This window comes from Streptococcus sp. 2018WUSS126 (assembly GCF_044427425.1).
In the GTDB taxonomy this organism is placed as follows: Bacteria; Bacillota; Bacilli; order Lactobacillales; family Streptococcaceae; genus Streptococcus; species Streptococcus hashimotonensis.
In genome coordinates this window covers 1-20,520 of the sequence record NZ_JAOTGB010000001.1, presented here as the reverse complement: position 1 = coordinate 20,520, position 20,520 = coordinate 1, and the positions used below count along the sequence as shown (strand labels likewise).

Below are 20,520 nucleotides of genomic sequence, written 5' to 3'. Positions count from 1 at the left end.
TTGGGCTAGGCTTTGGTTTATTTTACTGATTGTCGGCCTGCTTCGTAGGCTCTCTCCAATGCTCTTTTGATTCCCCAAACCGAAACATCGTAGAAATCAAGGTTGTCACTCCAACGTTTTTCCAAAGTTTCAACTAGTAGTTCTTCTTTAGCAATCTCTGTTAAAAGGGCATTGAGTTTTTCTTCTTGGCGTTTTGTCATTGTATTGTTCTCCTCTTCTTTTGTTGTGTACATATTAACTCTAAAAAGGAGATATATCCAGTCTTTTCTGCATTAATTTAAAGATATTTTAAACAGTTAAAACCAACAAAACCGCCTCAAGAATGGCTTCACGATTTTCTGTTTCAGGATAGATTTCCCATCCTCTGTCGTAAGAAACGATTGTTTCTTCAGCTACTTCAATATCTAATTTGAAAACACATCCAAGGTCAATTCCAACTTCTGAAGGTTGGGGACTAACCTTGGCAATGTAATCCACTTTTTGTCCTTGATAATCAATCCGTCCGTCAGTCCACATGGTTATTCTCCTTTGGTTTTTCTAGGTGTATATTACCCTATCAGCCAAAGAATATCCAGTCATTTGAGGGAGATTTTTATCTATTTTGACACTTACAATTCTACCACAAATTTTGACAAAGTGAGGTCAATGTTGGGTCACACTTAGTGCAGGGGTAGGTTACTGGTAGGTTAGGGAGAGGTCAGGGAGAGGTTACTTTTCCAAAGAAAATCCCATTTTCAGATAAACTTCCCTAACATGGTCTAAGACCTTACGTCGCCAATTTCTAACAGTACTTCGGCTAATATGAAACTCTCTCATCAAGCTATCCCAATTACTATCTGTCTTAAGCATGGATTGAGCAAAATCATATAAATCTCCCTTTAGAAATTTTAAAGCCATCTCAAAATTATCAAGGTCATTAGCCAATCGGATATACCGTTGCGATAAATCCGCCAATTGTTCCTCATTTTCCTGGATCATCTTCTCACGAAAATTCAGCGCAATCATCTCTGACCGTTGATTGGTAGGTGTACTTTTAACTCTAGGTTCATCAGATTTTTCAAAAACTAGTGATCCTATAACCTCATTTTCTGTCACTGGTTTGAAATGTTTCAAACGATACTTTAACATCTCCAAGTCACTTTTGAGTTCATTGTAATTCGTCAGTATGTGCTCTGCCTTATCCATCTGCCCCTCCTACTTGTGCTTTAACAGCTTCAATCAGCCGTTCTTGTTGTGCATCTTTGTTTTCTAGTGCCTTCAGGATTTCCTCATCAATCGTTCCTACAGTCACAATGTGTTGGATAACAACTGTCTCAGCCTCTTGACCCTGTCGCCAAAGTCGGGCATTTGTTTGTTGGTATAATTCCAACGACCACGTTAATCCAAACCAGACCAAGTGGTGACCGCCTTTTTGAAGGTTCAACCCATGACCAGCTCCAGCTGGATGAAGTAAGCCAACTGGAACATTTCCCTTGTTCCACTCACGAATATCTTCTTCTGTTTTCAGCACCCTACTCTTTACCTTGAGTTTTTCTAAACGTCCAATAATCCGAGCTAAGTCATGTTTGAACCAATAGGCCACTAAGACAGGCTCTCCATTTGCGGATTCAAGGATATCTTCAAGGGCATCTAGTTTCTGTTCATGTAATGCCACAACCGTATGATCATCAGAATATACAGCTCCATTAGATAACTGAACTAACTTGTTCGTTAGGCTTGCAGCATTGGCAGCAGTTACTTCTAATCCATCCAACTCTGACAATACATACTCTTTCTTAAACTGAATGTATTTTTCTTTTTCCTTTTCTGTCATACGCACCAGTTTCTTGGTTGAAATCAATTCAGGCATCTCCAGATAGTCTAATGCCTTCATAGAAATGGTAATATCACTAATCTTGTCTTGAATTTGACACTCCGCATAGTCCATGGGGATGTATTCATAAACAATGTTTCCGTTACGACGACCCTCTTCAAAGTAACGACTACGAAACTCACCGATGAAGTGGCCAAGACGTTCACCTCCGTCAATGACTTTAAACTCTGCAAACAAATCCATTAGCCCATTTGAGCTTGGTGTTCCAGTCAAACCAACGATACGTTTCATGTAAGGACGCATTGCCATAAAGGCTTTGAAACGCTTGGACTGCCAAGACTTGAAAGAACTCAATTCATCAATCACTACCATATCCCACTTGAAATAGGGACTACATTGTTCCACCAACCAAGGGAGATTTTCACGATTGACGATATAGACATCCGCATCTTTCTGAAGAGCTACTTTTCGTTGCTTTGGTGTTCCCACAATTTTCGAATACCGTAAGTGACGCAACTCCGCCCATTGCTCAATCTCATCACTCCATACTGTATTTGCGACTCGAAGTGGGGCAATAACCAAAACTTTTGTGACCTCAAATCGGTCAAACATCAGCTCATTTACTGCAGACAAGGTTGTAGCCGTCTTTCCCATCCCCATGTCTAAGATGACTGCTGCATAAGGGTGACCTATGATGAAGTCCTTGACGACTACCTGATAGTTATGTAATGTCAATTTCATCTAGCACCTCTCCAATCATCTCAATGCGGTCAATCACATAAACCTTAAAGCCTAACCGCTCGAACAGTTTATGTCTTGACAGTTGTAACTTCCTTGGCTTTTGGTCAGGAGCTTTTACTTCCACCAAGCCAAACTTGCCATTGGGTAAAAACACCAAGCGATCTGGCACACCAGAAAAAGATGGTGATACCCATTTAGGACAAATCCCTCCACGCTTTTTCACTTCAATTACTAACTTCTGTTCAACAATTTTTTCTCTCATAACTGATCCTTTCGTCAAAACATCGCCAAGGTAAAAGTGCAGGTCAAGGTAGTCAGTTCCTTAACTTTCCTATATATTTTTTTATTCTTTTTATTTTTTCTTATATACAAGTTATAGAAATGACCTTCTAGACCTGCACTTTGAAAATCCCCTATGGCAACTTTTGTATGTGACCTTCTAGACCTGCACTTTTGACCATTAATGCAGGTCGTGACAATCCATTTCAAAACTCTCTACAGTTTTCAAAAAGAATAAAAATAAGATTTTGAAATGAGTTTACTTTTCGCCTATCACGACCGTCACTACTATTCCTTGGGTGAGTATGACGATCTGCACCGACTGTCACGCCTTAATTAAGAAAATCATCGTCTTCTTTCAGTCGTAAACCTTGAACAATCATTCCTTTACTTGTCTTTTTCTTGGTGAAACCAGCGTTAGCTAGGGCAGTATAAAAATCTGTTGTGCTGCGCGTGTACTCATTTACCTTTAAGCAATAAGTACGGTAAGTGGAGTATAGTTCTCCCGACTTCTCCGTGAAAGTAGCGTCAACATCGCAACAATCTGACAAGAACTGCCCCATCCAATCGTTTGCTTCACGGTAGGCAGCTACCGATTCTTGAACGACCTTTGGCAAAGTAAACTTGAAGTGAGCTTTGACGGATTTTTCTGCCCCTTCAATAATCCAAGTCATGATGGCTGGTGCTGCTTCATCGTAAAGGTAGTCCGCAAAATTCTTGACATCACTACGACCAGTAATCTTGGCATTGAAAGGAATGACAATCAGACGTCGCCAAATCCCATCATCGTTCGCTCCAACTTTAGGAAGGTGGTTAGTGTAAAGCACTAGCGTATGAGATGGGACAAAATGAAACGGTGCTTTGTACTTCTTCTCAGCCAAGATTTCATCAGTAGAACAGAGCTGTTTCACCATGGAGGTATTTAACCTCATGCCCTCACTCATCTCTGATGCAATGATGAGGCGTTTGCCTTTTAGTTCAGCCATTTCTGGACTGACATTACGACGAACACTCATAGTAAGCGCATCGGCAGACAGTTTGCCTGAATAGTTCCCAAGCACTCTTGCGATAGTGTTCCAGAAGGTAGACTTACCGTTCGCACCACTGCCGTAAGCAATAATGAGATGCTCTTGATAAACCTTACCGATGGCTGCCATACCAACCACCATCTGAACGTAGTCAATCAATTCTTGATCCCCACAGAAGAAGGTGGCAAGCGTCTCCAACCACAAACCTTTTCCTTTATCACTTGGAGAGGCTGTCGCCATTTTAGTCAAATAATCTGATGACACATGGTCTTTAACACCAGCTAGTCCTTTTGACAGGTCGATTGTGGCATTAGGTGTGTTCAGCAACATTTCATTATTATCAAATTCAGAGACACTCATCCGAACCATGTGCTTGGCAGTTTTGACAATAGCTGAGAGGTTGCGATAATCTCGGTACTTCATGACAAATTTATGGAAATCAAATGCCCTCTTATACTCCTTGAAAGCAGATGATTGTACTGGAGTGTCTATCGCCTTTTCTAGTACCTTAAGCCCTTTAAAAATCAACTCCTCTGGAATCCCTGTCTGAATCAGTTTTTTGGTTTTATCTTCCAAATCACCATTCGCAACCTCTAGCTGCTCATCTAAGAATGTATGAACTTGACGCATGGCTAATTGCTCATCCTCTACCCAGTATTTTCCGTTATAGGCTAGGTAATCTGTCTCACGTGTGAAGGCAATCCTATCTCCAAACTCACGAGCTAGTAAACCCGCTTCACCAATATCAGTAAAATCATCTGGACGCATCGCTTCATTATTGAAAACATCAGGTGCCACATAGCCTTTGGAGTTCTGAATCGTATTATTGTAGAATCGAACGGCACTACCCCAGATGGTGTCTAACTCCGCCTTATCTAGAGGAGGAACACATTTTTGAGCTTGTTCATCAAAGCCATCTCTTGCTTCTTTCGTTACTCCCAAGCGTTTTAGGATCTTAGCTGCAAATACAGACATCGTTGAATTACGACTCCCTTGCTGGATTGGTCCACTTGTAGGAGTATAGAAGTCTGCATCGAAATCTTCCTCATCATCAATAGACACAGCTTGAAACAAATCTTCATCAATAGTTAGCCATGAATCATGCCATATAACCTGTGCATTGGGATTTCCAAAGAAAAACCTTGCCGCATCCTTGGCATGATCATCAAAAAACTTGTATTGATTACAGAGTTCTTCCTTCATGGCTACATAAATATCTTTATCAGTTACCTCATTGATTTGGAAATAAATATGAAATTTTGGTCTTGGAGCTTTTCCTGCCTTAGCCTGCATATGACTTCGACTAGTTACCAAGGCAAAGTTATAATCCGCAAAGATTTCTTTTAGTCTCTCTACAGCTATCCACTCTTCTGGATTTTCAGAATGGTCATTATCAATATCCATGACCAGTACATCTGACTTGATGAAATTGGCATTTGAGCGTGTATTGTTTAAAAACAGCCCCGCCACATGGTCGAATTGCACAACAGTTTGTAGCGATATTTCATCAGTAATAGCTACTTGATTGGGGTAGACAGTGGTTGTCTGAACCCCAGTCTGTCCTGAATGAGATAAGGTAAATTGCATTATGCACCCTCCATATTTTTGCAGTATTTTTAGAAATATATCTTCTTAACTTACTAAGTAAGAATCTGACAAATCTTTCCGCTCTCTCAGAAAAAATTATTCAAAAAAATAGAAGTTTCCTATTAAATTGCACAGGAAACTTTTTTGATACTCAAAATTTTTTCAAATCTAACGGAAAAACATCACTTGGTTCTACTTAGTAATGTGTAAGGGATATGGCTAAAAAAAATCTCTTACAAAGTGGAAAAATTAATCAAAACCTTACTTAGTAAGATAGGAGGACCAAATATGGTAAACGAACCATACATCAAACCTGATGAAAACGTAGCTGATACTCTCATCGCTATCAGCGTCATCTCAAAACTACTCGCTCGGAAAATTATGGAGGAAGAAAACAATGAGCAAAATGAAAGAACTGAATAGACTAATTCATGATATGGAAGAAACTGCAAAGTACTACCTTCGATTGGTGGATGAGTTCAAAAAACTCCTATCTACTGATGATGAAACAGTACCTAAATCAAATCCACCAAAAAATGAACTACAAAAGGAAATTCAATTGGAGGATGTCCGTGCAGTCCTTGCAACAAAGGCAAAAGATGGCTTTAAGAATGAGGTTCGTGCTCTTCTAAATGCATACGGTGCTTCTTCTCTATCAGCTCTTGACCCTAAACACTTTGCGGCAGTCCTTGAAGAAGCTGGAGGGATTGGTAATGACTAACCACGCCATTCTATCTGCTTCTGCATCACATCGTTGGTTGAACTGCCCACCTTCCATTCGGTTAACAGAAGATATGCCAGATGTAAACTCTGAGTTTGCCCTTGAAGGTACGGATGCTCACGAGTTATGTGCTTATCTAGTCGAGAAAGCTTTAGGTAGGAATGCGCGTGATCCAACTGAGAATTTAGCATTTTATAACGATGAAATGCAGGATTGTGCAGAAGAATACTGCAACTATGTCATGGAACAAATCGAGAAAGCTAGAGGTTACTCTCGTGACCCTACAGTTCTTGTCGAACAACGACTTGACTTTTCCAAGTGGGTTCCTGAAGGTTTTGGGACTGGGGATTGCATCATCGTGGCGGATGGACTTCTTCAGGTAATTGACTACAAGCACGGGCTTGGTGTTCTAGTTGATGCAAACTACAACCCGCAAATGATGTGTTATGCCTTAGGTAGCATTGAAATGTTTGATGGACTTTATGATTTTGATAAAGTCACCATGACCATCTTTCAACCACGAAAACATAACATTTCTACTTTTGAGATAGAAAAGACTGAGTTGCTTAAATGGGCGGAAAACGTACTCGCTCCAAAAGCTGAACTTGCATTCAAGGGTGAGGGAGAGATGCAGTCTGGTAAACACTGCCAATTCTGTAAACTCAAGAATGTCTGTCGCAAACGTGCTGAGGATAATTTGGCACTAGCCAAGATGGAGTTTGCGAATCCAGCTTCCCTTGATAACGAGAACATTGCAGAGATTTTGCCTAAACTAGATTTGTTTATTTCATGGGCAAACGACATCAAAGCTTATGCTTTAAATCAAGCCACAGACGGACATCCTATCCCAGGATACAAACTGGTTGAAGGGCGCTCTGTTCGTAAATTCTCAGATGAGTCAGCTGTGAGCCAAGCAGTGATTGAGGCAGGCTATGACCCTTATGAGAAGAAACTCCTCACTATCACTGCCATGACTAAGTTACTTGGCAAGAAAACTTTTAATGACCTGCTTGGTGGTCTTATCATAAAACCAAGTGGAAAACCAACACTTGTTCCTATTGGCGATAGCCGTCAAGAGATGAACCTAGCAAAAAATGAATTTAATGAGGAATGACTATATGACAACCAAAGTAATAACAGGACCAAACACTCGCTTCAGCTACTTAAATGCCAACGAGCCCAAGTCAATTAACGGTAGTATTCCCAAGTACAGTGCCTCACTCATCATCCCAAAAGAGGATACTGTCACCATTAACAAAATCAATGCCGCTATTGAGCAAGCATACAAAGAAGGTGAGTCAAAACTCAAGGGCAACGGTAAATCTGTACCTGCATTATCTACTCTAAAAACTCCACTTCGTGATGGTGACCTTGAACGCCCGGATGATGAAGCATACAAAAATGCTTACTTTGTGAATGCCAACTCTCCACACAAACCTGGGGTGGTTGACGGAAATCGTCAAGAAATCATTGATACATCAGAATTGTATTCAGGCATCTACGGACGTGCTTCTATTACCTTCTACGCATTTAATTCCAATGGCAATAAAGGGATTGCTTGCGGTTTGAATAACTTGCAAAAATTGCGTGATGGCGAGCCCCTCGGTGGTCGCACTCGTGCTGAAGATGATTTTGCGACAGAAGACGATGATGACTTTTTGAACTAGAAAGAGAGAATTAGATTAATGATGTATACTATTTTAACTTGTACTATTATGAGCCTCTGGGTGCTTATCGGACTATACTTCGGATATATGACCATTAGAGATGACATTCGAAATGAAATGGAACGAAAGGCAAAGCAAAATAAAGAAAAACTTAGTCAAACACCACTCAGTCGAAAAAACAAATAGAACTCAAGGTGGCAGTACTTCTGTCACCTTTTTCAGAAAGGACAAACTATGCCAATTAAAGAGATCAGTATAGACATCGAAACTTATTGTGAAATTGACTTACGAAAATCTGGTGTCTATCGCTATGCGGAAGATGACAGTTTTGAAATCCTTTTGTTTGCGGTATCTGTCGATAATGGACCAGTTACTGTATATGACTTAACTAAAGAGAAATTTCCACAAGATATCCTTGAGGCCTTGGTGAATGATAGTGTCATAAAATGGGCATTCAACGCTTCATTTGAGCGAATTTGCATATCCAACTGGCTCAAGAAATATCATCCTGAATTCTTATCAGATGGATTTCTCTCGCCTAATTCATGGCGGTGTAGCATGATTTGGTCCGCATATTTAGGACTCCCACTTTCCTTAGAAGGGGTTGGAACAGTTCTCAAACTCAAAGACAAAAAGATGAGAGAGGGGGCTGACCTCATTCGCTACTTCTGCGTACCTTGTAAGCCTACCAAAGTCAATGAGGGACGAATTCGCAACTTTCCACATCACGCGCCTGACAAGTGGGCTACCTTTATCGATTACAACAGACGTGATGTTGAGGTCGAATTGGCCATCAAGGAACGACTGAAAAACTTCCCAGTACCTGATTTTGTTTGGGATGAGTACCTCCAGGATCAGATTATCAACGACCGAGGTATTGGCATAGATGTTGATTTTGTTAAAGCAGCAATCAAAATTGATACAGAGAGCAAAGCTCAAATCCAAGAGGAACTGAAAGCTTTAACAAGTCTAGAAAATCCCAACTCTGTTCTACAGATGATTGGCTGGCTACGTGAACATGGAGTAACTACAGATTCACTCGACAAAAAAGCGGTGAAAGAACTTCTCAAAATGGTTGATCATACGACTGCTCAAGTTCTTAAACTTCGTCAGCAAGCCGCCAAATCAAGTGTATCCAAATATCAAGCCATGATGAACTGTGTTTGTAAGGACGGTCGAGCAAGGGGGATGTTTCAATTTTACGGAGCTAACCGTACAGGTCGATGGGCTGGCCGTTTGGTACAGCTTCAGAATTTACCACAGAACCATCTTCCTGACCTAGAGGAAGCTAGAGAACTTTTCAGAACAGGTGACTTAGAAGCTACTGAGCTACTCTACGACACACAAGATACCTTATCTCAACTTATCCGAACGACCTTTGTCCCTAGTAAAGGAAAGAAATTCATTGTTTGCGACTTTTCAGCTATCGAAGCTCGAATCCTGTCCCACTTGGCAGGGGAGAGATGGCGTAGTAAGGTATTTGAACTGGGAAAAGACATCTACTGTATGTCCGCTTCTCAGATGTTTGGAGTACCAGTTGAAAAACACGGACAAAATTCTGAATTGAGACAAAAAGGGAAAATTGCGGAACTTGCTTGCGGATATGGTGGTTCAGTCGGTGCACTCAAAGGCATGGGAGCAATTGATATGGGACTATCGGAGGAAGAACTCCAACCACTAGTGAACTCTTGGCGACAAGCAAATCCCAATATCGTTCTCTTATGGTGGGATGTCGATAATGCTGTAAAGACTGCTGTAAAGGAACAAATTCCAACATCTACTCACGGTATTCAATTTGAAGTAAGAAGTGGCATTCTATTCATTACACTCCCATCTGGTCGTAAATTAGCATATATTAAACCAAGAATTGGAGAGAACCAGTTCGGTGGAGAGTCCGTCACTTATGAGGGAACTGGAACTGCTAAACGTTGGGAGAGGTTAGAAAGTTATGGTCCAAAATTTGTGGAGAACATTGTACAAGCTATCAGCCGTGACATTCTTGCATACTCTTTGAAACAACTGAAAGAGTTTAAAATTGTAGGACATGTACATGATGAAGTAATAATCGAATGCCCAATGGAACAAAAACTTGATGAGATTGCATTATTAATGGGGATTGCACCAGACTGGATGTCTGATATTAACCTTCGTGCCGATGGATACGAATGCATATTCTATCAGAAAGATTAGCAAAAAATCGCCACCTCACAATTGAGATGGCGATTCTGTTATTTATTTAATTCTTTGTAAAGCTCAAACCCTTCTTTCTTAGTATTATTGACTTTTTTATAGCCTGCAGATTTCTGAACTCCTAGTTTTTCAAAGATTTCCTTATTCTCATAACCATCAAATAGCATTTCCAAAATTTCTGGTGCTTGAAAGTTTGATTCTGCAAGTTTTGATTTCAAAAACTCAAATTGATCCATGAATAGATAAAGCTCAATCCCATCATCAATAACTGGTAAATCTTGTTTCTCTGTGAATGCTTCCCAGGATGAAACTTTAGGGGCATTTTTACTCGGCTTACGAAAATCTTTGAGATAATCATTAACTGAGTTGTTATACCACCAGACCATCTGTTCATAGTCCTCTTCTGCGACTGGAACAAAGGCAGTTAGTATTGAAATACCCATGATACGACATTGACGAAACGTGCCACGTAGCAAACCTGAATGATGTGAAGTCATGTAGTAATCCTGTACAAACATAGGTGCTAGTACTTCACTTTCAGTTGGATGTACTCCAGTTGATGAAGATTGAGCTTGGCAGTAGTTGAAAAAGTTGACATTGATTGTCATGATTGATTGGCTTTCCAGTTAATACCGAAAGCACACATGACAAATCAAGGCATGCAAAAAATATTCTTGACCGCATAGTTACTTTCCTCTATGTTATCGGTCAGCCAATTTCACAAGCTGAAATAGTTTCCCACCATCTCTACATCTGAAATTATGGTCATCGTCATGACTCCGTATTGACAGAAGGTGTTCTTGATAAGTCTAGTATAGTACCATTGAACGAAATGGTACACAGCAAAAAATGAGGGGTAGAACAGCTTCCCTCATTCAATAAAATCGTTAAAATCAGTGTTTTTGAAACTTCCTTTCACATACTTAACTTGATGACCTCCACTCTCAAATACACGCATAACAAACAAAAAAACACCCCTCAAAATTTGAAGGGTGTCGTTAAAATTATTTTTCCCAAAATTCAGGAATCTTCATCTCTATCAACTTCTGGTTGCATTCATAAGCTCCCAAATGATAGTAATATCTCAGCAACATCTTATAAGCACAATGAGTCGGCATCTCATCTCTAAATGTTGTACCACTCTTTTCAATCAACTTAAAGCTAAAGTCAGGATATAGCTTCATTCCAAGAGTAATCCCCATCATCTTTTCCAGTTTCCTACTCGCATCTCTTTGAGTTTCAAAACGCTGAATAGTAGATAAACTAACACCTGATGCCTCAGCAAGATCTTCTTGAGTGATGTTTTTGCGTGTACGATGGTAGATAAGCATGGCACAAAAGCCACTCGGCATCTCATCATTGATTCTGACTACCTCTTCAAATATTCGTCCACTATCTAGAATTATTGAACCATTAACAATATTGGTGAACTCAGAGAAATCCACCTCTATTTCAACCGTCGATTTTCCACGATACATCACATACTCATTAAAGATAGTGATCGATATAGACTTATTTTTATCTGTCTTATAGAAAATATCAAACAATAGGCAACACTCATCCATATGTTTGTATGCATAGTCTGTCATTTCGTAAATACCGTACTCCACCATGTTCACATATTGAGGATCATTCAAGCAAAAATGGTTATCCACATAAACATATCGACCTGAATCCATCAACTTCCTAAACTGTTCATTCTTCCAACTCAACAGACAAGCGTTGGGAAAGGCAATAGTGAAGCTTTTGTTTTCAGTCATAGCTTTAAGTTCACAACCATAGCTTCGTAGATATTCATCTCCAACGAAATTATAAATGCCTTCAAATTCATGATAGCCCAATTGTTGTAACCGAATTTTAGCCGCTAGGCGAGAGACCTGAAAGAATTCTGCGAGGTCATCTATGATTCTTTCAAACATGGTTAATTTCTCATCACTAGCATATTTTAAGGAGTAGTCTGTAAAGAGTTGATTGACCTTTTGCCTTGTCATGGACTTAGGCATCAGAATTCTAGCAGCAATTCCATTTGCCTGCCACTCCATCCAGTCATAGTCTCTCCACTCTGATGAACTAGAGATAGTGTTATCTCTTAGACTACTACTTCGTTTATGATTCTGATCAAATAGCATTTTATACTCATTATGATGACGATGGAGCAACCAGTGAACTGATTCATGGACTATTGTATTATTATAACTCCCTTGATTACGCAAGCAGATAACTTCGGGATCTACTAAAATAGTCTTTTTCTTCACGAGTCTTGATTCTGGAGTATCCTCATCATAAAATAGAACTTCTGTATCTTTGAAGACCATCTCTCCAAAAATGGAACTATCCTCTGTTAACTTACCCTCCATCTTAGTCAATCCGATATTGGCAAGATAGCCATCAATCGGCAAAGCCATGGGAGCTTCTAGTGCTTGAGGGTAATATTGCTTCAAAATTCCTTCCGCAATCTCATCCATATCCTTAGCTTTAATGTATGGAACAAATTCTGGACTAAGACCTAATTCACTATTATCATAATCTTTTGGATCAAAGGGATTAACCTGAAGAACTGTAAAATTATGTATTCCTTCATTCAACTCATACTCAACCGTCATTCTTAACCACAGATTGGCACTATCTATTTCATAGCCATACTTCGTCTGCCCCTTAATTTCAAGAGAAGCAATGACCTGAAGTTCAGAAACAATTATTCCGTCTCTAACTTTACGAGACAAGACTTTCTTTATCGCAAAATCATCCAACTTCTTAAAGTTTGGGTCTTCAACAGTATGTGACTTGACCGATATATAGGAACGGTGGTGGTAAATATAATTATCTACTGCTTTGAAAATATCGTTATAATAGTTTGATTGAAGCAATTTTTCGAATGAATTAAACGCCATATCCTGTTCTCCTAAAACATAGTGCTATCGAGATTTGAATTACAAACATACCTACTCTTTACTCTTGCTTTATATTATACACTATGATATAATTTTGTCAATCTATAAAATGACAAAAGGGGTGAGAAAATGTTTTCTGCCAGTAAGTTAAAAGAATATCGATTAACCAATCATCTATCCCAAACAGCTATCGCAAACGAACTAGGGGTCACAAGAGCCACACTGTCTGCTTGGGAGACAGGCAAAACTGTCCCTAATAAGAAACACCTCAAAGAACTGGCTCAAGTCCTCCATATAGAAGCAAGTAACCTTCAAGAAGAACATCCCCACCTCACCCTCTACAAACAACTCAACAAGACAAACAAAAAGAAGGTCGATGAGCTAACTCACAACCTTCTCATGGAACAAAAGGGTTCTGTTGCAAAGTTTTAAATAAAGAATAAAATCCCTTACGGTATCTATGATTTAAGCTGGGATTCCCAATAATACCTTGATTTCAGTACAGACCGAAAACCCGAAGAGAGTGCCTTCTTTTCGGGTTTTCTTATATAATCCTCGGATGGCTTCCATGCCTTTAATCGTTGTAGAGGCAGTGCGTAAACTTCGATAGAATTTATTGCGTCTCTTTACTGGACGATGGTCTTGTTCAATCAAATTATTCAGGTATTTAATGGTACGATGTTCTGTCCCTTGATAAAAGCCGTATTCTTTTAGTTTCTTAAAGGCACTTGTAATAGAGGGGGCTTTATCTGTGACTACAACCTTCGGTTCATCAAACTGCTTCACTAACCGCTTAAGAAAAGCATAGGCTGCTTGTGTGTCCCGTTTTTTACGTAACCAAATATCCAAGGTTAAACCATCTGCATCGATGGCTCGATACAAATAATGCCATTTTCCTTTAATTTTGATGTACGTTTCATCCATTTTCCATGAATAAAAGGATTTTTTATTTTTCTTTTTCCAAATTTGATAGAGTAGTTTGCCATATTCTTGCACCCAACGATAAATCGTCGTATGAGAAACGTTAATGCCACGATCATATAAGATTTCTTGAACTTCACGATAGCTAAGGTTATAACGAAGATAGTAGCCCACGGCTACAATAATCACATCCTGCTGAAATTGCTTTCCTTTAAAATGATTCATCGTCATTCCTCCTGCTATCTTTTTCTATTATTCTACCTTATTTGATAGTAGATTTAAAACTTTGCAACAGAACCGGATTAGTCTCTGCCATTAGAAAATCCTTCACCAACGTAAGTTGGCAAAGATGCCAAGTTCACTTCCTAAGAAATATCTTTACCACCATTCCTAAAAAAAATTCAAAATCTTTCAGAGAAGCTGTTAAAGGAATTTTTAAGTTCACAGATATTAACTTAGCGCGTGAGGCTAAAAATCGATTGATTCATGATTATATCGATCAACCAAAATATTCAAAAGCTTGCGCATCATTGGATGATGGATTCGAAGACGCCTTTCAATATACCGTACAAGGAAATTCCCACAATCGACTAAAGAGTACCAATCTAATTGAACGACTGAATCAAGAAGTACGCAGAAGAGAAAAGATTATTCGCATCTTCCCCAATCAAACATCAGCCAATCGCTTAATTGGAGCCGTTCTTATGGACCTACATGATGAATGGATTTATTCTTCAAGAAAATACATCAATTTTGATAAGTAGAAATGGTAAAAACATTGTATAGCATTTTACACAGGAGTCTGGACTTGACTCACTTCCTTTATTATTTTTCATTTTTTTAAACTATTTAATACTAATGTCTTTTATAATAGCTTTTCATATATTATATAATCAATCTTTATAAGTCCTTTTATAAATTTCTTTTCTACCATTTTCGATAAATTCCTGTTTAATATTTTTAATTCCATAAACAATAGTTTCAATAGGATAATATTCTTCAACTATATCTTGATATTCTTTTGCTTTCTCAATATCTATATTTCCATACATTCTTAATATATCTTCTCCAAAATTTGTTCCTATTTCTTCTTCACTATCTTCAAGTAAGTATATAAAATCACAATATTCATCTATAATTCCAGAATCTCCAAAATCAATTATTCCAGTTAATCTATTATTGCCATCTAACAATAGATGATTACAACTAAAATCATTATGGCATAAACACTTTTTACCCTCAAAAACTGTTGTTGCATTTAGTCTTTCCATAAAACTTTCTATATAATCTTTTTCTATATCAGTTAAATCATTATAAATAGTTTCACGCAACAATATATACTCTTCTAATACATTTTGTTTATTATCAATAGTACATTCACTAATATCTGTATAATCTAAACCGTGCATTTGTCTTAAAAAACTGGCAATATCTCGTTTTAACAAATTTTGTTCTTCTTCTGACATAGTAGAATAAATTTCTGGTGTTAAAAAAGTTCCTTTAATTTCTTTATAACCTAGTATAGATAATTCATCACTAATATACGAATATTCAATATTAGGAATTTTTACATTAGTTTCTAAATTTGTATTTAAAAAATTATATATTGCTTTTTCTTTTGCATAACCTTTTTTCTTATTAGTACTAAATTTTGTTTTAAAAATGTATTCATTATTAACTAAATATGCCACACTATCATAACCACTACCGATTATTTCAATACTATCTACTTTGAAATTATCAAAGTAATGCTCAATTAAATATTTCATTGCCTTAACATTTGTGGCATTATCATCATATCTATATTCCATTAAATAACAATCTTCTTTTTTGCCCTCGTGTAATTCATGTTCTGGCAAATCTTCAATAATTCTAAAACCAGATTTTTGGTATGCCCTTATTGCTCTTGGATTATTTTTATGAGGGTCTAAAATAACTGCATTAGCATTTCTTTCTTTTTTCAAAAATTCAAAAATCAATTTAATATATCTTGTACCAATTCCTTTACTCCAATAATTTGGCTCTCCTATAAATTGATCCATACCATAGACTATCTCATCAGTTTTTGGATAATGATAATCAGTATATAACTCATCATACATTTTATATATTTGTCCATATCCAATAGGAACATTGTTATATTCAATAATTACTCTAAAAACTTCATCTTCCCAAGGCTCTGTATAATGTTTTTTTAATGATTCTAATGTATATTTTTTATCTCTACCACCATAAAATTCTAATACTCTTTCATCAGTTAACCATTTTAACATCAAAGGAAAATCATCATCTATTAAAGTTCTTATACATATTTCATTTTCAACTATATTCATTTATTTATCACCTTTTTCATAATCATATACATATACTATTTCATCTTTATAATCATTTTTACCACCTAATTTTTCATATACATGGCAAGCTCTAGGATTACCTTTATCAGTTATTAAAAACATTTCAGAACAACCAATCTCTTTAGAATATTCCTTAATAAAAGATAATAATTTTGAACCATAACCTTTGTCTTGATAGTTAGGTAACATTCCTATTGAGTGTAAATAAAACATTGTTTTTCCATCAGGTCTTAAAAGTGTATAGCAATATGCAAATCCTATAATTTTATTATTTTCTTTAGCTATAAACCCAAATGAACTGGTATCATTAAGAAATCCTTTTAAATTATCAATATCAAAAACCATATAGTACTTTTACAATTTTATCAAAAACGGTTTTATGTGTAAAAATAGTTAGTAAATCATATTTTCCAATTGAGTTACGAGGTAATATACCTCTAATTTCATTTATAACATCAGTACTTTCCATACATTTACACCCCTTGCTTATGGTTAATAATCTTTGCTAATCTTTAAAAATAGTCATTTTCAACATATTTTTTATACATGTCCTCGGTATATCTTGTTATGTTCTTACCATACTCTGGATAATCAAACCCCAGTAGTTCTGCTACCTCTTTGGACACTTCCCTGAACAATTGGTGGCATATAAATAATGACTTCCAAATATTTTCATAGGAATCCATGCGATATGTAGATAATAATCTATTCCATAGATCTTCATCAATGTATTTGTTAATATACTTATAATTTTTCCCAACACTTAATGAAAATTCTGTCTTTATCCCAACCTTCCACGACATCATCCTAAGTAGTTCAAACCGTAGAATCTGGTTCAGATGATCGATTGCAAACAGTATCTCTTTGCGGCACAATCCTTTAATAACATAAGGTGTTACATTCCAAAATTCATTGCAGCAATCATCATACTCCCTTGCGCTTGGCTTTCTTACATGATAATCTATATCAGTCGGAACTATGTCCCTTTTAATTCTACAATCTTTATCAATTAGAACCTTTATTAATTTATCGCCCTTTAGGTAATTATCTAACTCTTCCAAGGGCAATAAGGTAAGATCAATTTTATTGTAATCATCAAATAGCATAAGATAGGAAAATCCCTTTTCTTCAGGTGGGAATAATTCCATATCCTCCGGCTTTTGCATCATTATTATATTCCCAAATTGATTAAGCCAGTCATCATTAGATATAAACGGTTCTATATCACTTACAAAATATGTAATATCATAATCCTGAAATTCATCTTTAGGTATATTAATATTTGCGCGTGACCCCTCAAGGGTCACAATTCGAATACGTTCATCCTGTTCTGCTAAAGAAAGTACTAAATCCATCATTTCTTTTTCTGATCTCATTTACATACTCCTCGTTTATTTTTTCTATATTATTACATCTTCTTTTTTGCCGATACAATCAGCATCATTGGGCGTCGCATTTCATCCGCCATCCCCGGAATATCCATCATGTTCTCTGGCGGCTGTGGCTCCACAATCTGATTTATTATAAAACTATTTGAAAGCAGTGTATTTAGATATGTGGTCAGTGTTCTATGATATTTTGTAACCTTTTCTTCCAAAAACATAGCTGTCCGTTTGCCCTCATAATAATAATTGTCCACCGGGAAATGCAGTATTTCTCCTTTTTCGTTATAATACCAGTCTTGTGTTCCATGAGCAGTAAAAACAGGATGTTCAACTGTAAAAACTAAATTGCCACCAGCCTTCAGCATCCTATATATCTTTTTTATTAAATTCTCATAGTCTGCTACATAATGAAACGCAAGCGAACTTAGTATTTAAGCAATTGCTTAATCGAGACTTGAGTGTGCAAGAGCAACCCTAGTGTTCGGTGAATATCCAAGGTACGCTTGTAGAATCCTTCTTCAACAATCAGATAGATGTCAGACGCACGGCTTTCAAAAACCACTTTTTTAATAATTTGTGTGCTTAAATGGTAAGGAATATTCCCAACAATTTTATACCTCTGTTTGTTAGGGAATTGAAACTGTAGAATATCTTGGTGAATTAAAGTGACACGAGTATTCAGTTTTAATTTTTCTGACGATAAGTTGAATAGATGACTGTCTAATTCAATAGACGTTACCTGTTTACTTATTTTAGCCAGTTTCGTCGTTAAATGCCCTTTACCTGTTCCAATTTCGTAAACGGTATCGGTTTCTTTTAAATTCAATTGTTTTATTATTTGGTTGAGTACTTTTTCACTCGTTAAAAAGTTTTGAGAATATTTTATATTTTTGTTCATGTAATCTCTCCTGAAGTGATTACATCTATAAACAAATACAGAAGTTAAACGATTTGTTTGTAATTTTAGTTATCTGTTTAAAAAGTCATAAGATTAGTCACTGGTAGGAATTAATCTAACGTATTTATTTATCTGCGTAATCACTGTTTTTAGTCTGTTTCAAAACAGTAGATGTTTTATCTACATTACGCATTTGGAATACCAACATGACGAATCCCTCCTTCTTAATTACAAATTTTTAGCATCTAATTTAACTTCAATTCCTATTATACAAAATTTTAAGATAATGCACTATCAACACACTCTTAAGTTTGCTTCTAAGTCTTATTTCCATAACTTCTTTTACGTTTCCGCCATTCTTTGCTGTTTCGATTTTTATGATATGGTGCAAGTCAGCACGAACACGAACCGTCTTATCTCCCATTATATCTTTTTTTGCACTGATTGGTGTATCATTTCGTTTTTCTTTTTGTGCGCCTAAATTTCCCACAATCACTCACTTCTTTCTATTTCTTCTTATTCTTATTTTATCATCAACAATCACAAATCACTTGTGATTTGTGATAAGTGATTTGTGATTAATATATAAAAGCCCTCTTTAAAGGGCTTTTATGTTTATTTTGAGAAAGATATAAAATCAATATATCCCTTTTCTCCGATTTTTACAACGGCATTGTAGGACTTTCTATCTTTCGTTTTGATTCCTTTTACCAGGGTTTCTTTTCCCTCTAGTAATTCTTTTACATTTGTTTTGGTGAGTTTTTTCTTTCTAAAATGTTCAGCTAAAGTGAAGGTACATTCAGGATAATTTGAACAACCATAAAACGATTTTTTTAATACAATATTGTTGCCACACTTAGGACATTTTCCTACAAGGGGTCCCGAGCGCTTAGTGGGAATTTGTACCCCTTATCGATACAAATTCCCCGTAGGCGCTAGGGACCTCTTTAGCTCCTTGGAAGCTGTCAGTAGTATACCTAATAATTTATCTACATTCCCTTTAGTAACGTGTAACTTTCCAAATTTACAAAAGCGACTCATAGAATTATTTCCTCCCGTTAAATAATAGATAACTATTAAAAATAGACAATACTTGCTCATAAGTAACGGTACTTAAATTGTTTACTTTGGCGTGTTTCATTGCTTGATGAAACTGATTTTTAGTAAACAGTTGACGATATTCTCGATTGACCCATTTTGAAACAAAGTACGTATATAGCTTCCAATATTTATCTGGAACATCTGTGGTATGGCGGGTAAGTTTTATTAAGACACTGTTTACTTTTGGTTTAGGATGAAAGCATTCCGCTGGCAGCTTAAGCAATTGCTGAATCGAGACTTGAGTGTGCAAGAGCAACCCTAGTGTTCGGTGAATATCCAAGGTACGCTTGTAGAATCCTTCTTCAACAATCAGATAGATGTCAGACGCATGGCTTTCAAAAACCACTTTTTTAATAATTTGTGTGCTTAAATGGTAAGGAATATTCCCAACAATTTTATACCTCTGTTTGTTAGGGAATTGAAACTGTAGAATATCTTGGTGAATTAAAGTGACACGAGTATTCAGTTTTAATTTTTCTGACGATAAGTTGAATAGATGACTGTCTAATTCAATAGACGTTACCTGTTTACTTATTTTAGCCAGTTTCGTCGTTAAATGCCCTTTACCTGTTCCAATTTCGTAAACGGTATCGGTTTCTTTTAAATTCAATTGTTTTATTATTTGGTTGAGTACTTTTTCACTCGTTAAAAAGTTTTGAGAATATTTTATATTTTTGTTCATGTAATCTCTCCTGAAGTGATTACATCTATAAACAAATACAGAAGTTAAACGATTTGTTTGTAATTTTAGTTATCTGTTTAAAAAGTCATAAGATTAGTCACTGGTAGGAATTAATCTAACGTATTTATTTATCTGCGTAATCACTGTTTTTAGTCTGTTTCAAAACAGTAGATGTTTTATCTACATTACGCATTTGGAATACCAACATGACGAATCCCTCCTTCTTAATTACAAATTTTTAGCATCTAATTTAACTTCAATT

General features: G+C 36.7%; 22 protein-coding genes and 5 pseudogenes. 7 read left to right on the top strand and 20 right to left on the bottom strand.

All coding sequences use genetic code 11. The annotated features are described in order from the left end of the window. Positions 1 to 17 precede the first annotated feature (17 nt). From ODU34_RS00135 to ODU34_RS00110, 6 genes are all read right to left on the bottom strand, one after another. Positions 18 to 200 carry a DUF6900 domain-containing protein gene (locus ODU34_RS00135; RefSeq protein ID WP_014638129.1) on the bottom strand — a complete coding sequence of 61 codons (183 nt, stop codon included), beginning with the start codon at positions 198 to 200 and terminating at the stop codon, positions 18 to 20. A gap of 88 nt (positions 201 to 288) precedes the next feature. Further along, positions 289 to 516, bottom strand: coding sequence for a hypothetical protein (locus tag ODU34_RS00130; RefSeq protein WP_029180475.1), 228 nt, complete (start codon positions 514 to 516; stop codon positions 289 to 291). 192 nt (positions 517 to 708) lie between these two features. Beyond that, positions 709 to 1,185: a hypothetical protein gene (locus ODU34_RS00125; protein ID WP_398578258.1), complete on the bottom strand. Its 477-nt coding sequence runs from the start codon at positions 1,183 to 1,185 to the stop codon at positions 709 to 711. Beyond that, a complete protein-coding gene (locus tag ODU34_RS00120) occupies positions 1,178 to 2,554 on the bottom strand; it encodes an SNF2-related protein (RefSeq protein WP_398578257.1) in 1,377 nt (458 codons plus the stop codon). The genes ODU34_RS00125 and ODU34_RS00120 overlap by 8 nt, the downstream gene beginning before the upstream one ends. Continuing rightward, on the bottom strand, positions 2,535 to 2,816 hold the full coding sequence (locus ODU34_RS00115) for a VRR-NUC domain-containing protein (RefSeq protein ID WP_398578256.1): 282 nt from the start codon (positions 2,814 to 2,816) through the stop codon (positions 2,535 to 2,537). The genes ODU34_RS00120 and ODU34_RS00115 overlap by 20 nt, the downstream gene beginning before the upstream one ends. A gap of 349 nt (positions 2,817 to 3,165) precedes the next feature. Continuing rightward, complete coding sequence (locus tag ODU34_RS00110) at positions 3,166 to 5,448, bottom strand: phage/plasmid primase, P4 family (RefSeq protein ID WP_024411455.1); 2,283 nt, start codon at positions 5,446 to 5,448, stop codon at positions 3,166 to 3,168. A gap of 288 nt (positions 5,449 to 5,736) precedes the next feature. Between ODU34_RS00110 and ODU34_RS00105 the strand changes: the two genes are divergently transcribed. The 5 genes from ODU34_RS00105 (at position 5,737) to ODU34_RS00085 (ending at position 10,026) form a co-directional block, all read left to right on the top strand. Next, positions 5,737 to 5,871, top strand: coding sequence for a hypothetical protein (locus tag ODU34_RS00105; protein WP_256547040.1), 135 nt, complete (start codon positions 5,737 to 5,739; stop codon positions 5,869 to 5,871). After that, entirely contained in the window at positions 5,846 to 6,169 is a 324-nt protein-coding gene (locus ODU34_RS00100) for a hypothetical protein (protein ID WP_024411456.1), read from the top strand. The genes ODU34_RS00105 and ODU34_RS00100 overlap by 26 nt, the downstream gene beginning before the upstream one ends. After that, positions 6,162 to 7,283, top strand: coding sequence for a DUF2800 domain-containing protein (locus ODU34_RS00095; protein WP_398578255.1), 1,122 nt, complete (start codon positions 6,162 to 6,164; stop codon positions 7,281 to 7,283). Before ODU34_RS00100 ends, ODU34_RS00095 begins: the two co-directional genes overlap by 8 nt. A 4-nt stretch (positions 7,284 to 7,287) precedes the next feature. Next, positions 7,288 to 7,836: a DUF2815 family protein gene (locus ODU34_RS00090; protein ID WP_024411458.1), complete on the top strand. Its 549-nt coding sequence runs from the start codon at positions 7,288 to 7,290 to the stop codon at positions 7,834 to 7,836. 234 nt (positions 7,837 to 8,070) lie between these two features. Continuing rightward, on the top strand, positions 8,071 to 10,026 hold the full coding sequence (locus ODU34_RS00085) for a DNA polymerase (protein WP_398578254.1): 1,956 nt from the start codon (positions 8,071 to 8,073) through the stop codon (positions 10,024 to 10,026). Positions 10,027 to 10,064: 38 nt separating this feature from the next. On the opposite strand, the gene ODU34_RS00080 is transcribed toward ODU34_RS00085, so the two are convergent. Together ODU34_RS00080 and ODU34_RS00075 are read right to left on the bottom strand one after the other, a co-directional pair. Continuing rightward, entirely contained in the window at positions 10,065 to 10,634 is a 570-nt protein-coding gene (locus ODU34_RS00080) for a hypothetical protein (RefSeq protein WP_024376920.1), read from the bottom strand. Positions 10,635 to 11,030: 396 nt separating this feature from the next. Then, on the bottom strand, positions 11,031 to 12,917 hold the full coding sequence (locus tag ODU34_RS00075; RefSeq protein ID WP_024376919.1) for an XRE family transcriptional regulator: 1,887 nt from the start codon (positions 12,915 to 12,917) through the stop codon (positions 11,031 to 11,033). 129 nt (positions 12,918 to 13,046) lie between these two features. On the opposite strand from ODU34_RS00075, the gene ODU34_RS00070 reads away from it, so the two are divergent. Continuing rightward, complete coding sequence (locus ODU34_RS00070) at positions 13,047 to 13,349, top strand: helix-turn-helix transcriptional regulator (protein ID WP_029743928.1); 303 nt, start codon at positions 13,047 to 13,049, stop codon at positions 13,347 to 13,349. A 33-nt stretch (positions 13,350 to 13,382) separates the two neighbouring features. On the opposite strand, the gene ODU34_RS00065 is transcribed toward ODU34_RS00070, so the two are convergent. After that, complete coding sequence (locus tag ODU34_RS00065; protein ID WP_001015311.1) at positions 13,383 to 14,063, bottom strand: IS6-like element IS1216 family transposase; 681 nt, start codon at positions 14,061 to 14,063, stop codon at positions 13,383 to 13,385. Between the two features lie 74 nt (positions 14,064 to 14,137). On the opposite strand from ODU34_RS00065, the pseudogene ODU34_RS00060 reads away from it, so the two are divergent. Next, positions 14,138 to 14,602: pseudogene (locus ODU34_RS00060) on the top strand (transposase); the annotation flags it as partial. A gap of 129 nt (positions 14,603 to 14,731) precedes the next feature. Here ODU34_RS00060 and aph(2'')-Ia read toward each other — a convergent pair. The 11 genes and pseudogenes from aph(2'')-Ia to ODU34_RS00005 all read right to left on the bottom strand — a co-directional run bounded on the left by aph(2'')-Ia (position 14,732) and on the right by ODU34_RS00005 (position 20,466). After that, on the bottom strand, positions 14,732 to 16,171 hold the full coding sequence (gene aph(2'')-Ia, locus ODU34_RS00055; RefSeq protein WP_001028144.1) for an aminoglycoside O-phosphotransferase APH(2'')-Ia: 1,440 nt from the start codon (positions 16,169 to 16,171) through the stop codon (positions 14,732 to 14,734). Continuing rightward, positions 16,172 to 16,537, bottom strand: coding sequence for a GNAT family N-acetyltransferase (locus ODU34_RS00050; RefSeq protein ID WP_002303448.1), 366 nt, complete (start codon positions 16,535 to 16,537; stop codon positions 16,172 to 16,174). It lies immediately after the preceding gene. Position 16,538: 1 nt separating this feature from the next. Further along, positions 16,539 to 16,661, bottom strand: a pseudogene (locus ODU34_RS00045) (adenine phosphoribosyltransferase); the annotation flags it as partial. Between the two features lie 43 nt (positions 16,662 to 16,704). Further along, entirely contained in the window at positions 16,705 to 17,568 is an 864-nt protein-coding gene (locus tag ODU34_RS00040; RefSeq protein ID WP_002294505.1) for an aminoglycoside nucleotidyltransferase ANT(6)-Ia, read from the bottom strand. Between the two features lie 32 nt (positions 17,569 to 17,600). Next, positions 17,601 to 18,008: pseudogene (locus ODU34_RS00035) on the bottom strand (methyltransferase domain-containing protein); the annotation flags it as partial. After that, positions 18,008 to 18,475, bottom strand: a pseudogene (locus ODU34_RS00030) (rRNA adenine N-6-methyltransferase family protein); the annotation flags it as partial. The pseudogenes ODU34_RS00030 and ODU34_RS00035, both read right to left, overlap by 1 nt. Before the next feature lie 124 nt (positions 18,476 to 18,599). Then, positions 18,600 to 18,683, bottom strand: coding sequence for a 23S rRNA methyltransferase attenuation leader peptide (locus ODU34_RS00025; RefSeq protein WP_001814874.1), 84 nt, complete (start codon positions 18,681 to 18,683; stop codon positions 18,600 to 18,602). Between the two features lie 48 nt (positions 18,684 to 18,731). Beyond that, positions 18,732 to 18,971, bottom strand: coding sequence for a peptide-binding protein (locus ODU34_RS00020; RefSeq protein WP_000635249.1), 240 nt, complete (start codon positions 18,969 to 18,971; stop codon positions 18,732 to 18,734). Positions 18,972 to 19,090: 119 nt separating this feature from the next. After that, positions 19,091 to 19,351 (bottom strand): annotated as a pseudogene (locus tag ODU34_RS00015) (topoisomerase DNA-binding C4 zinc finger domain-containing protein); the annotation flags it as partial. A 169-nt stretch (positions 19,352 to 19,520) separates the two neighbouring features. After that, positions 19,521 to 20,258: a 23S rRNA (adenine(2058)-N(6))-methyltransferase Erm(B) gene (gene erm(B), locus ODU34_RS00010; protein WP_002321849.1), complete on the bottom strand. Its 738-nt coding sequence runs from the start codon at positions 20,256 to 20,258 to the stop codon at positions 19,521 to 19,523. Between the two features lie 124 nt (positions 20,259 to 20,382). After that, a complete protein-coding gene (locus ODU34_RS00005) occupies positions 20,383 to 20,466 on the bottom strand; it encodes a 23S rRNA methyltransferase attenuation leader peptide (protein ID WP_001814874.1) in 84 nt (27 codons plus the stop codon). Positions 20,467 to 20,520: the final 54 nt, after the last annotated feature.

Excerpts from the sequence above, each read along its gene's own strand:
- ODU34_RS00135 (WP_014638129.1), bottom strand. The coding sequence starts at position 200 with ATGACAAAACGCCAAGAAGAAAAACTCAATGCCCTTTTAACAGAGATT.
- ODU34_RS00130 (WP_029180475.1), bottom strand. The coding sequence starts at position 516 with ATGTGGACTGACGGACGGATTGATTATCAAGGACAAAAAGTGGATTAC.
- ODU34_RS00125 (WP_398578258.1), bottom strand. The coding sequence starts at position 1,185 with ATGGATAAGGCAGAGCACATACTGACGAATTACAATGAACTCAAAAGT.
- ODU34_RS00120 (WP_398578257.1), bottom strand. The coding sequence starts at position 2,554 with ATGAAATTGACATTACATAACTATCAGGTAGTCGTCAAGGACTTCATC.
- ODU34_RS00115 (WP_398578256.1), bottom strand. The coding sequence starts at position 2,816 with ATGAGAGAAAAAATTGTTGAACAGAAGTTAGTAATTGAAGTGAAAAAG.
- ODU34_RS00110 (WP_024411455.1), bottom strand. The coding sequence starts at position 5,448 with ATGCAATTTACCTTATCTCATTCAGGACAGACTGGGGTTCAGACAACC.
- ODU34_RS00105 (WP_256547040.1), top strand. The coding sequence starts at position 5,737 with ATGGTAAACGAACCATACATCAAACCTGATGAAAACGTAGCTGATACT.
- ODU34_RS00100 (WP_024411456.1), top strand. The coding sequence starts at position 5,846 with ATGAGCAAAATGAAAGAACTGAATAGACTAATTCATGATATGGAAGAA.
- ODU34_RS00095 (WP_398578255.1), top strand. The coding sequence starts at position 6,162 with ATGACTAACCACGCCATTCTATCTGCTTCTGCATCACATCGTTGGTTG.
- ODU34_RS00090 (WP_024411458.1), top strand. The coding sequence starts at position 7,288 with ATGACAACCAAAGTAATAACAGGACCAAACACTCGCTTCAGCTACTTA.
- ODU34_RS00085 (WP_398578254.1), top strand. The coding sequence starts at position 8,071 with ATGCCAATTAAAGAGATCAGTATAGACATCGAAACTTATTGTGAAATT.
- ODU34_RS00080 (WP_024376920.1), bottom strand. The coding sequence starts at position 10,634 with ATGACAATCAATGTCAACTTTTTCAACTACTGCCAAGCTCAATCTTCA.
- ODU34_RS00075 (WP_024376919.1), bottom strand. The coding sequence starts at position 12,917 with ATGGCGTTTAATTCATTCGAAAAATTGCTTCAATCAAACTATTATAAC.
- ODU34_RS00070 (WP_029743928.1), top strand. The coding sequence starts at position 13,047 with ATGTTTTCTGCCAGTAAGTTAAAAGAATATCGATTAACCAATCATCTA.
- ODU34_RS00065 (WP_001015311.1), bottom strand. The coding sequence starts at position 14,063 with ATGAATCATTTTAAAGGAAAGCAATTTCAGCAGGATGTGATTATTGTA.
- ODU34_RS00050 (WP_002303448.1), bottom strand. The coding sequence starts at position 16,537 with ATGGTTTTTGATATTGATAATTTAAAAGGATTTCTTAATGATACCAGT.
- ODU34_RS00040 (WP_002294505.1), bottom strand. The coding sequence starts at position 17,568 with ATGAGATCAGAAAAAGAAATGATGGATTTAGTACTTTCTTTAGCAGAA.
- ODU34_RS00025 (WP_001814874.1), bottom strand. The coding sequence starts at position 18,683 with ATGTTGGTATTCCAAATGCGTAATGTAGATAAAACATCTACTGTTTTG.
- ODU34_RS00005 (WP_001814874.1), bottom strand. The coding sequence starts at position 20,466 with ATGTTGGTATTCCAAATGCGTAATGTAGATAAAACATCTACTGTTTTG.